Here is an 11,271-nt window from a genome sequence, read left to right as displayed (position 1 = left end):
GAACCCGCCACCGTCAAGAACTCCCGCCTCCTCGGCTACACCCCCAACTGAATGCTCATTGCTGATCGGAGCCCCGCGCCCGAGGACGGGGACGCGATGACCATGGCCGCTGTCATGCAAGCCTGCGGCTTGAGCCATTGCACCGTCGCCGACGCCCATCACCTGCTTTTTCTCAACAACTCCTTCGATGGGCATGGGCCGATCGCACCCTGCAACACCTCGCCGGTCCCCACGCCGCGATCAAGGAACTCATCAGGGTTGTTCGGCCGGGCGGCCGCATCGTCCTCGCAGACCCCGACTACGACACTCAGGTACTCGACATCGCCGACCAAAGTTTGGCCCGGCGCGTGCTGGGATTCCGGGCTGATGTGCTCCTCCCGCAACGGCAGCCTGGCTCATCAACATGCCGGCCTTCTCGCCGCACACGGCCTGGTCGACGTCACCGTCGAACCCCGAACGCTGCTGGTGCGGAGCCCGACCGCTGTCGACAACGTTCTCGGCCTCGGCAGCTGGGCTGCCACAGCTGCTCAACGCGGCGCTCTCAACCCAGCCGAAGCGCGTGCGTTCGAAGACCAGTTCGATGACGCCGTCGTTGCACGCCGGTTCACATACGCAGTCACGTTCTTTCTCACCGCCGCCGCCGTCACATGAGACGGAAGCACCCACCTGGAGAAGACAGACGTTGAAGCGGAACTTAGATGGGGCCTCCGGCAACGCGGCCGGCCACCATGAACAAGGCGATGTGCACCGATGACTCCCGAGCTGCCCCGCGACCTGCCGGTGCTGGAACGCCGGGCGGTGCGGCTGGTGGTGCTCGACGCCGCCGAGCGGGTGCTGCTGTTCCACACCCGCGACCCGGACCACCCCCGCCTCGGCGTCTGGTGGGAGCTGCCCGGCGGCGGGCTCGACGACGGGGAGACGTATCTCGACGCGGCGGTGCGGGAGCTGCGCGAGGAGACCGGCATCGTGGTGCCGCCGGCTGACGTGGGCGCGCCGACCTGGCGGCGGCGGGCCAGCTTCATCCACCGGCAGCGGCGCCACCTGCAGGACGAGGTGATCGTCCCGGTACGGCTGCCGGGGCGGGGACCGGACGTGGACGAGGCGCACCGGCTCGACTACGAACGGGAGGACTACTTCGGGTTCCGCTGGTGGCCGGTCGCCGAGGTGGTCGCCGCCCGGCCGCGCTGCTATCCGGGGCGGCTGCCCGAGCTGCTGCCGGCGTTCATGGCCGGCGAGGAGATCGACGAGCCATTCGAGCTGTGGTCATGACGAATCCGCCGGCAACCGGCACAGTGGAGCGGTGAACCCTATCCACGGACCTCTCGCCCACTACGCCGAGCGGCTGCACCGCGCCGCCGGCGACGCGCACCACGTCGCCTCCCCGCTCGGCGCCTGGCTGCTCCTCGCGCTCACCGGCCCCGCCGCCACCGGCGACCTGCGCGGCGCGGTGGAGGAGGCGCTCGGCACCGACGTGGACCGCGCCGCCACGGTGGCCCACGCGCTGCTGTCGGCGCCGCACCCGCTGGTCGCCTCGGCCACCGCCCTGTGGGAGCGGACGCCCGCCGAGGGACTGGCCGGCTGGCGCGCGACGCTGCCGGAGCGGACGCAGACCGGCCCGCTGCCGGACCAGCCGACGCTGGACGCGTGGGCGCGGGAGCACACCGACGGCCTGATCGAGCGGTTCCCGCTCACCGTCACCCCGCAGACCCTGCTGATCCTGGCCAACGCCCTGGCCACCAGGGTGTCCTGGGCGGAGCCGTTCCGGGTGGCGCCCGCCGAGCAGCTCGGCGCGGGCAGTGCCTGGGCGGGCCGGCTGGAGCGGGTGCTGCGGGCCCCCGCGTACCGGCACCGGTGCGGGATCGCGACCACCGCCCGGGCCGGTGACGTGGCCGTGCACGCCGCGCCCGCCCGGCCGGTGTCCATCGCCGGCGGGGAGGCCGGCCTGCTGGTGGTGTCCGTCGCCGCCGACCCGGACGTGCCGGTGCCGGACGTCCTCGCCGCCGCCCAGGAGCTCGCCGCCGGTGCCGCCACCACCCCGGACGGCATCGGACCGGGCCAGCGGTCGCTGTTCGACCTGCCGCTGGGCGACACCCCGCTGTGGACGATCCGGGAGGAGCCGGTGCGCACCTTCTCGCCCGACGGCCGGGAGGAGCGGGCGAGCGCCGTGCTGCCGTGCTGGTCGGCGGAGAGCCGGCACGACCTGACGCCGCCCGGGTTCGGCTTCGCCGTCGCCGCGCAGGCGCTCGGGAGGCTCATGGGGGTGGCGGATCCGCGGTACGAGGCGGCCCAGTCGGCGGTGGCCCGCTACGGGCGGTACGGCTTCGAGGCCGCCGCGGTGACCGCGTTCGCCACGCGGACGGCGCTGCCGCCGGAGGGCGTCGCCCGGGTGGCGGAGCTGCGGTTCGGCCACCCGTACGCGGTGGTGGCGGTGGCCACCGACAGCGCGGGCGGGCCGTGGCACGGCCTGCCGGTCTACTCGGCGTGGGTGGCGCAGCCGCAGGAACTGCCTGAGGACGAGCTGGCGGATCCGCCGGCACGGTGGTGAGCGCGGGGGCCTCGGGAGGCCCCCGCGCGCTACGTGCGTAAGAAGGAAGGGCCCTTCTCCACTGGAGGCGTGGAAAAGGGCCCTTCCTTGTGTCAGGCCGCGACCGGCTCCCGTTCGGCGGCCCGGGCGGCGAGCCGGCGTTCCCGCTCCTGGGCACCGATCAGGTCGTCCGGGAGCGAGTCATCCACCTCGATGTCGAACCGGCGCAGCAGCCGGATCGCGAACCCGCCGAGGGTGACCAGCACGAGGGCCAGCCCGAAGCAGACGTACGCGAATCCGATGCCCCGGCCGGGACCGGTGCCGATCACCGCGCCCACCGACCCCGCGAGCGCCCCGCCCGGGGTGAGCATCGGCTCGAACAGGGCGGTGGCGCCCGGTGCGAGCAGCGCGAACCCGATGGGCAGGGTGGACCAGGCGATGGTCTGGTTGAGGCTGAACACCCGGCCGTGGAACCGCTGCGGCACCTTGACCTGGACGATGGTCGCGTAGATCGACTGCGCGGTGGTCATCGCCATGGCCAGCCAGCACATGCCGACGCAGATCATCACCAGCGAGGCGTCCAGGCCGATCAGCATGCAGCCGATCGCGGTACCGAGGTTGGCCACGAGCACCCCGATCATCCGCCGCCGGCGCGGGCCGCCCCAGAGCGACATGAGCACGCCACCGGCGATGGCACCGACCGCCTCGGCCAACGCCACCTGGGCCACCTGGGTCGGGGTGCCGAAGGAGAGCACCAGCGGGGTGGTGAGCACCAGGGCGGGGGCCAGGAAGATGTTGCCCAGCGCGAAGTAGCCGAGCATCAACCGGAAGCCCTTGTGCTGCCAGGAGTAGCGCAGACCATTGGCGATGGCCACCAGGAGCCGTTCCCGGGGCCGCCAGCCGAGCAGGTCGGGGAAGCGGACCACGGCCAGGGTGGCCACCGCGACGATGTAGCTGGCCACGTCGACGAGCAGGATGCCCTTCAGCTCGATCGCGGCGAGCAGGCCGGCCGCGAAGACCGGCATGAGCAGGGTGGCGAAGCCGGTGGAGAGCTGGGTGATGCCCATCGCGTGGCCGAGGTAACGCTTCGGTACCAGCTGCGGCACCGCCGACTGGAACGCGATCCGTTGGAACGACCCGGCCACGGAGCTGAGCGCCACCAGGAGGTAGATGTGCCAGAGGACCAGGTTGTCGGTCCACAGCAGCACGGCCAGGACCAGCTGGATCGATCCGGCGATGGAGCTGGCCAGCATCATGATCCGGCGCCGGCTGACCCGGTCGACGATCGCGCCGGCCACCGGGAGCATCAGCACACCGCAGATCAGCGCGAGCGCCCAGAGCAGGCCGAGGTCGGCCACCGACCCGGTCCGGTTGAACAGCCAGATCGGCAGGGCGAACGCGGTCAGCGCGGAGCCGGTGCTGGAGACGAGCTGCCCGACGGTGACCGACAGGAATCGGCCCATGCTCGGCTTGACGGTGGCCTTGGGCGGCCCCTCCGCCGCGCCCACCCGCATGTGGTCGAGGACCGCCCAGCCGGCGTCCTCGCCCTGGGCGTCCGGGTTGAGCGTCGCGATGTCCCCGGCGACCACCGCGGGGTGGACCCGGGTGACGATCTCGGCCAACTCCTCGGCGCGGTACTTAAGGAAGAAGTGGCCGGCCTGGTCGAGGACCACCAGCCCGAGGGTGTCGCTGAGGAACTGCCACTCGGCGTACCGCTCACGGTAGTAGTCGGTGACCGGGTCCTCGGAGCCGACGACCGAGACGATCGGGGCGCGCAGCTTCGTCGCCCGCTGGTCGAGCAGGCGGGTGAAGTACTCCTCGGAGGCGCGGGAGTCGGCCCGCATGTTGCTGATGATCCGGTCGGCCTGCTCCGCGTCCAGCTCGTCGGTGTCCACACCCATCGACTTGAGCCAGCTCGCGTAGTGCTTGTTGCTGCGGAGCTGCTCCAGCCGGTTGCGCATGGTGGCGAAGAGGCCCTTGGGGCGGGCGAACGGGAACATCGCGCCGATGTAGACGGCCTCGAGGTCCCGCCCGGCCGCCTCGACCTTGCGGGCCACCTCGGCGACGATGGCGCTGCCGACACCGCAGTGGCCGTAGAGCGCGAGGGGTCCCTCGACCCGCTCGAGGATCTCGTCGGCGACCCGGGTGGTCAGTTCGTCGAAGGGCAGCGCGTCCTCGCTGAGCCCGACGTCGTGCCCGGGGATGGCCAGCGACCACAGGGCGTGCCCGGCCGGCAGCGCGTCGGCGAGCGGCTGGTAGACGATGGCGCTGCCGCCGCCGTACGGGACGCAGACGTAGGACAGCACCCGCTTGCCGGCGGGGATCGGCTTGGTCAGCTCGTAGAGCAGCCGGCGGGGCCCCTCCTCGCCGCCGTCGCCGGAGATGAACGCGGCGAGGTCACGGATGGTCCGCTGCTGGAACAGGTCCATCACGCCGACCGGCCGGCCGCCGAGCTCGGCCTTGCGGATCTTCGCGACGACCTGGGTGGCGAGCATGGAGTGCCCGCCCAGGTCGAAGAAGTCGTCGTCGATGCCGAGCGTGTCGACGCCCAGCACCTCGGACCAGATGGCGGCGAGCGTCCGTTCGGTGTCGTCGCGCGGCTCGACCAGCGCCACCGACGCCTCGCGGGTGACCACGGGCGCGGGCAGCGCCTTGCGGTCGAGCTTTCCGTTGGGGGTCAGCGGCAGCGCGTCCAGGGTGACGAACGCGGCCGGCACCATGTACTCCGGCAGGGTGTCCTTGAGCGCGGTCTTCAACGCGGTGTGCTCCGCGGGCCCGACCAGGTAGGCGGTGAGCCGCTTGTCGCCGGGGCTGTCCTCGCGGACGATCACCGCCGCCTCGGTCACCCCGGGCTGCTCGCGCAGTGCGCTCTCGATCTCGCCCAGCTCGATCCGCAGGCCGCGGAGCTTGACCTGGTGGTCGATCCGGCCGAGGAACTCGATGACGCCGGTCTCCCCCGCCGTGTCGGTCACCCAGCGGGCCAGGTCGCCGGTGCGGTAGAGCCGGGTGCCGGGCTCGCCGGAGAACGGGTCGGGGACGAACTTCTCGGCGGTCAGCGCCGGCCGGCGGTGGTAGCCGCGGGCCAGCCCGACGCCGCCGATGTGGAGTTCACCGACGACGCCCACCGGGCACTCGTGGCCCGCCGGGTCGAGCACGTGCAGGCGCAGGTTGGCGATCGGCGCGCCGATCGGGACGCCGGTGAGCCCGGCCAGCCGCGCCGGGTCGCAGGGCCAGGCGGTGACGTCGATGGCCGCCTCGGTGGGGCCGTACAGGTTGTGCAGCCCGCACCACGGCAGCCGGGCGGTGAAGTCGACGGCGGAGGCCAGCGGCAGTTCCTCGCCGGAGCAGATCACCCGGCGCAGCGCGGTGGCCGCCTCGATGCCCTCCTCGGCGAGGAAGACGGTGAGCATCGACGGCACGAAGTGCGCGGTGGTGATCCGCTCGGCGACGAGCAGATCGCGCAGGTAGCCGGCGTCCTTGTGGCCGCCCGGCCTGGCCAGCACCAGGCGGGCGCCCTCGCGCAGCGGCCAGAAGAACTCCCACACCGACACGTCGAAGCTGGCTGGGGTCTTCTGCAGCACGGCGTCGTCGGCGCCGAGGCGGTACGTCTTCTGCATCCAGTCGAGCCGGTTGACGATGCCCCGGTGGGTGTTCGGCACTCCCTTGGGCCGGCCGGTGGAGCCGGAGGTGTAGATGACGTACGCCAGGTGCTCGGGGCCGGCGGACGGCTCCGGGTTCGTGGTGGGCTGGTCGGCCCAGGCGGACGGGTCGTCCAGGGCGAGGACGGTGGCGGCGGTGTCCGGCAGCACGTCGCGCAGGTGCGCCTGGACCAGCACCACGGGTGCGTCCGCGTCGGTGACCATGAAGGCCAGCCGGTCCGCCGGGTACTCCGGGTCCAACGGCAGGTACGCGCCGCCGGCCTTGAGCACGCCGAGCAGGCCGGCGACCAGTTCGACGGAGCGTTCCGCGCAGACGCCGACCAGGGTCTCCGGGCCGACGCCGGCGGCGCGCAGCCGGTGCGCGATCCGATTGGCGTCGGCGTTCAGCTCGGCGTACGTCAGGCTGCGCCCGTCGATGGTGACGGCGACCGCGTCCGGGGTGGCGGCGGCCCGCTCCTCGACGGGGCCGTGCAGGGTCTGCGTACGCGGGAAGTCGGCGGTGGTGTCGTTCCACGCCGCCAGCAGCGCCCGCTCCTGCGGGGGCAGCAGCTCCAGCCGGGAGACCGGGGTGTCCGGCGCGGCGACGATCGCGGCCAGCAGGGTGGTCCAGCGCCGGGCCATCCGCTCGACGGTGTCCCGGGTGAACAGGTCGGTGTTGAAGACCAGCTTGCCCCAGAGCCCGTCGACGGTCTCCACCGCGTGCAGCTCGAAGTCGAACCGGGTGGCCCGCAGCTCCATCGGCGTCCACTCGAAGCTGACCTCGTCGGACCCGGAGACGCCGGTGAACCGGCCCATCTCGTAGTTCTGCAGCACGAACATGGCCTGGAACACCGGGGACCGGCTGACGTCCCGGGGCAGCCCCAGCTCGTGGACCACCTTGGCGAACGGCACCTCGGCGTGCTCGAAGCCGTCCAGCACGCTGCGCCGGGTGCGCTCCAGCAGCTCGCGGAAGGTGGGGTCGCCGGCCAGCTCGGCGCGCAGCGGCAGCATGTTGATGAACATGCCGACCACGTTCTCCAGCTCCGGCGCGGAGCGGCCGGCCACCGACGCGCCGACGGCGAAGTCGTCCTGGCCGGCGTGCCGGGACAGCAGCACCTGGTACGCGGCGAGCAGCGTCATGAACAGGGTGCCGCCGCTGTCCCGGGTGAGGTCGTTGAGTCGTTCGGTGGCCGCCGGGTCGAGCTGGAACTCGACGAAGTCGCCCCGGTAGGTCTGGGTGGCCGGACGGGGCCGGTCCAGCGGCAGCTCCAGCGGGGTGATCCCGGCGAGCCGCTGCTTCCAGTAGTCGACGTGCGCCCGGGCCTGCGGGCCGTCCAGCTCCCGCGCCTCCCAGACCGCGAAGTCGCCGTACTGGACGGGCAGGGTGGGCAGCTCGCCGCCCCGGTACCGGGTGATCAGGTCCCGCAGCAGCACGTCCACCGACCAGCCGTCCCCGACGATGTGGTGCTTGCCGAGGAAGAGCACGTGGTCGTCGGGGGCCAGCCGGACCAGCAGGGCGCGCAGCAGCGGACCGTGCGCCAGGTCGAACGGCTCGGCGGCGGCCGCCTCGACCAGGGCCTGCGCGGTCGTCTCGTCGGGGGCGTCCACGATGGTCAGCGGCACCTCGACGGTCTCCTCCACCACCACGGTGGGGCGCCCGTCGGCGTCGGCCGGGAAGCGGGTCCGCAGCGACTCGTGCCGGGCGGTCAGCGCGGCCAGGGCGGCGCGCAGCGCGGCCACGTCGAGCGGGCCGCGCACCCGCAGCGGCACCGCGATGTGGTAGGCCGCCTCGCCCGGAGCGAGCTGGTCCATGAACCAGACCCGCTCCTGGGCGTACGACAGCGGCACCTCGGCGTCGGCGGGCCGGGGCGTGATCCGCGCGGGGGCGGCCTGCCGGGCGCGCAGCCGTTTGGCGATCAGCGCCTGCCGGGCCGCCTCCCGGGTCGGATCCTTCAGGTCGGTCATCAGCTGTTTTCCTCTTCCGCCGCGAGCAGCGCGGCGACCTCGGTGTCGGAGAGCCCGTCGAGTTCGGCGGCGATCCGCTCCTCGATCTGGGCGGCCAGGTCCGCCACCACGGGGCTGCTGAACAGCGCCCGCATGGGCAGTTCGACGTCCACCTCGGCCCGGATCCGGGCCATCGCCCGCATGCCGCGCAGCGAGTTGCCGCCGAGGGCGAAGAAGTCGTCCAGGGCGCCGACCTTCTCCACCTGGAGGATCTCGGCGTACACCTCGGCGACCAGGGACTCGGCCTCGGTGCGCGGGGCGACGTAGCTGTCCTCGGCCGGGACGGCGGTGGCCGGGGCGGGCAGCGCGGCCCGGTCCAGCTTGCCGTTCGGGGTCAGGGGCAGCGTGTCGAGCCGGACCAGGGCCGCCGGGATCAGGTGGGCGGGCAGCTCCCGGGCCAGTTCGGCGCGGACCGAGTCCTCGTGGGCCGGGCCGACCAGGTAGCCGACCAGCATCGGCTCGCCCGAGTCGGTACGCACCGCCGCGGCGGCCGCCCGGACGTCCGGGTGGGCCAGCAGGGCCGCCTCCACCTCGCCCAGCTCGATCCGCATGCCGCGCACCTTGACCTGGTCGTCGCGGCGGCCCAGGTACTCCAGCGTGCCGTCGGGACGCCAGCGGGCCAGGTCGCCGGTGGCGTACATCCGCTCCCCGGGCGGGCCGTACGGGCAGGGCCGGAAGCGCTCGGCGGTGAGGCCGGGCCGGCGCAGGTAGCCGCGGGCGAGCTGGGTGCCGGCGACGTACAGCTCGCCGACCACGCCCGGCGGGACCGGCTGCAGGGCCGCGTCGAGCAGCAGCGCCCGGGTGTTCCAGGTGGGCGTGCCGATCGGCACCGGCCCGGCCGGGACCGGCTCGCCCGGGGCGATCCGGGCGGCGACGCAGCCGACGGTGGCCTCGGTCGGGCCGTACTCGTTGATCACCGCGACGTCCGGGTGCGCGGCCCGCCACCCGGCGAGCTGCTCGCCGGTGAGCGCCTCGCCGCCGACCACCAGATCGGCGGTGGGCGACAGCTCGCCGTCGAGCAGCGGCAGGTGGCTCGGGGTGACCTTGAGGAAGGTGGGCCGGCCGCCGACCCGGGCCGCCGGCTCGTCGATCGCGGCGAGCCGGACCGTCCCGCCGGCGGTGAGCGTGCCGAGCAGGCCGGTGACGGTGAGGTCGAAGGAGACCGGCGAGGGCAGCAGCGCCGTGCCGGCCAGGCCCGGGTAGGTGTGCCGGGCCCAGGCCAGGTAGGCGGTCACCGCCCGGTGCTCCACCACCACCCCCTTGGGACGGCCGGTGGAGCCGGAGGTGTAGAGCACGTACGCCGGGTGCTCGGGGCGCAGCGGGGCGAGCCGGTCGGCGTCGGTGAGGTCGTCGTCGGCCTGGTCCGAACCCACCTCCCCGTCCAGCACCAGCGCGCCGGCCGGCACCAGGCCGGCGGTCTCCGGGGTAGCCACCACGAGGGCCGGCTCGGCGTCGTCCAGCAGGTACGCGATCCGCCCGGCCGGGTAGGCGGTGTCCACCGGGACGTACGCCGCACCGGACTTGAGCACCGCGAGGATGGCCACCAGCAGCTCGCAGGAGCGGGGCACGGCGAGCGCGACCCGGGCCTCCGGGCCGGCGCCCCGGGCCACCAGCAGCCGGGCCAGCCGGTTCGCGGCGGTGTTCAGCTCGGCGTAGGTCAGCGGCACGCTGTCGCAGACCAGCGCGGTGGCGTCCGGCGTGGCGGCGGCCTGCCGCTGCACCTCGTCGACCACGGTGGTCGGCGGCACCTCGTGCGCGGTGTCGTTCCAGGCGCCCAGCACCAGGTCCCGCTCGGCATCGGCGAGCAGCGGCAGCGCGGCGACCCGCCGCTGCGGGTCGGCGACGGCAGCGGCGAGCAGCCGGACGTACCGGTCGACGACCGCCTCGGCGGTGCCGCGGTCGAACAGCGCCGTGCGGTAGACCAGCCGGCTCTCGCCGGTGGTGATGTCGAACGCCAGGTCGTCCTTGGTGGTGCCCAGCTCCACCGGGTCCAGGCCGGAGTCGGGGATGAAGTTCAGCGCGGTCTGGAAGATCGGCTGCACGGACGGGTCGCGCTGCGGGTCGACCGCCTCGACGATCTTCTGGAACGGGGTCTGCCCGTGCTCCATCGCGTCGACCAGGCCGTCCCGCACCCGGGCGAGCAGTTCGGCGAAGGCCGGGGCGCCGGAGACGTCGCAGCGCAGCGCCACCGGGTTGACGAACATGCCGATCAGCGGGGCCAGCTCGGCGCTGTCCCGGCCGGCGGTGGAGACCCCGACCACCACGTCGGTGTCGCCGGAGATCCGGGACAGCAGCGCCGCGAAGCCGGCCAGCAGCACCATGTACGGCGTGGCCGCCGCGCCGGTCGCGAGGGCGCCGACCCGGTCGAGCAGCCCCTCGGGCAGGTCGAACCGCACCTCGTCACCGGCGAAGCCGAGCTGGGCCGGGCGGGGCCGGTCCAGCGGCAGGCCGGTCACCGCCGGCGCGCCGGCCAGGTGGCCGGTCCAGAAGGCGATCTGGCGGTCCAGCTCCGCGCCGGTGAGCTGGTCGCGCTGCCAGACGGCGAAGTCGGCGTACTGGATGGGCAGCTCGGGCACGGCGGGCTCGGCGCCGGTCAGCGCGGCCGCGCTGAACGCGCCGAGTTCCTGGTGGAACAGCACCGCCGAGTGGCTGTCGAAGACCGCGTGGTGCACCACGAACGCCAGCGCCCAGGTGTCGTCGAGGCGGATCAGCCGGGCCCGCCACAGCGGCGGGCCGTCCAGCGGGATCGGGTTACGCGCCAGCTCCGTGCGGATCGCCTCGAACGCCGCGAGGCGTTCTGCCTCCGGCAGGTGCCGCAGGTCGTCGGTGGGGATCGGGACGGGCTCGTGGGCCCGCACCACCTGCACCAGGGCGCCGTCGTCGACGCGCAGGTGGGTGCGGAGCGCCTCGTGCCGGGCCACCACCTGGTTGACGATGTGGGCTGCGGTGTCCGCGTCGATCCCGGCCGGGAAGCGCCACGGGACGGAGACGTTGTAGACCGGCGAGTGGGCGTCGAGCTGGTTGGCCACCCACACCCGCTCCTGGGCGAAGGAGGCCGGGAAGGTCCATTCCTGAGTCATCGCTGTGGTCTCCCGTTCGCGACTG

At 73.6% G+C, this 11,271-nt stretch carries 5 protein-coding genes; 3 read left to right on the top strand and 2 right to left on the bottom strand.

What is annotated here, in order from left to right; genetic code table 11:
* The first annotated feature begins 96 nt into the window (after positions 1-96).
* From ACFYM6_RS32885 to ACFYM6_RS32875, 3 genes are all read left to right on the top strand, one after another.
* Positions 97-651, top strand: coding sequence for a hypothetical protein (locus tag ACFYM6_RS32885; protein ID WP_387281358.1), 555 nt, complete (start codon positions 97-99; stop codon positions 649-651).
* 99 nt (positions 652-750) lie between these two features.
* Complete coding sequence (locus tag ACFYM6_RS32880) at positions 751-1,269, top strand: NUDIX hydrolase (protein ID WP_387281357.1); 519 nt, start codon at positions 751-753, stop codon at positions 1,267-1,269.
* Between the two features lie 31 nt (positions 1,270-1,300).
* Entirely contained in the window at positions 1,301-2,545 is a 1,245-nt protein-coding gene (locus ACFYM6_RS32875) for a hypothetical protein (protein ID WP_387281356.1), read from the top strand.
* A gap of 92 nt (positions 2,546-2,637) precedes the next feature.
* Here ACFYM6_RS32875 and ACFYM6_RS32870 read toward each other — a convergent pair whose 3' ends face one another.
* Positions 2,638-8,127, bottom strand: a complete 5,490-nt coding sequence (locus ACFYM6_RS32870; RefSeq protein WP_387281355.1) for an amino acid adenylation domain-containing protein — start codon at positions 8,125-8,127, stop codon at positions 2,638-2,640.
* Positions 8,127-11,246 carry an amino acid adenylation domain-containing protein gene (locus ACFYM6_RS32865; RefSeq protein WP_387281354.1) on the bottom strand — a complete coding sequence of 1,040 codons (3,120 nt, stop codon included), beginning with the start codon at positions 11,244-11,246 and terminating at the stop codon, positions 8,127-8,129. The genes ACFYM6_RS32870 and ACFYM6_RS32865 overlap by 1 nt, the downstream gene beginning before the upstream one ends.
* Positions 11,247-11,271: the final 25 nt, after the last annotated feature.

Origin of the sequence: Micromonospora sp. NPDC006431 (genome assembly GCF_042870725.1) — a bacterium.
Classification (GTDB): domain Bacteria; phylum Actinomycetota; class Actinomycetes; order Mycobacteriales; family Micromonosporaceae; genus Micromonospora.
The sequence above is the reverse complement of the archived record's forward strand: the minus strand, read 5'-3'. Positions and strand labels throughout refer to the sequence as shown.

Coding starts and splice junctions, on each gene's coding strand:
- ACFYM6_RS32885 (WP_387281358.1), top strand. CDS start 97: ATGACCATGGCCGCTGTCATGCAAGCCTGCGGCTTGAGCCATTGCACC.
- ACFYM6_RS32880 (WP_387281357.1), top strand. CDS start 751: ATGACTCCCGAGCTGCCCCGCGACCTGCCGGTGCTGGAACGCCGGGCG.
- ACFYM6_RS32870 (WP_387281355.1), bottom strand. CDS start 8,127: ATGACCGACCTGAAGGATCCGACCCGGGAGGCGGCCCGGCAGGCGCTG.
- ACFYM6_RS32865 (WP_387281354.1), bottom strand. CDS start 11,246: ATGACTCAGGAATGGACCTTCCCGGCCTCCTTCGCCCAGGAGCGGGTG.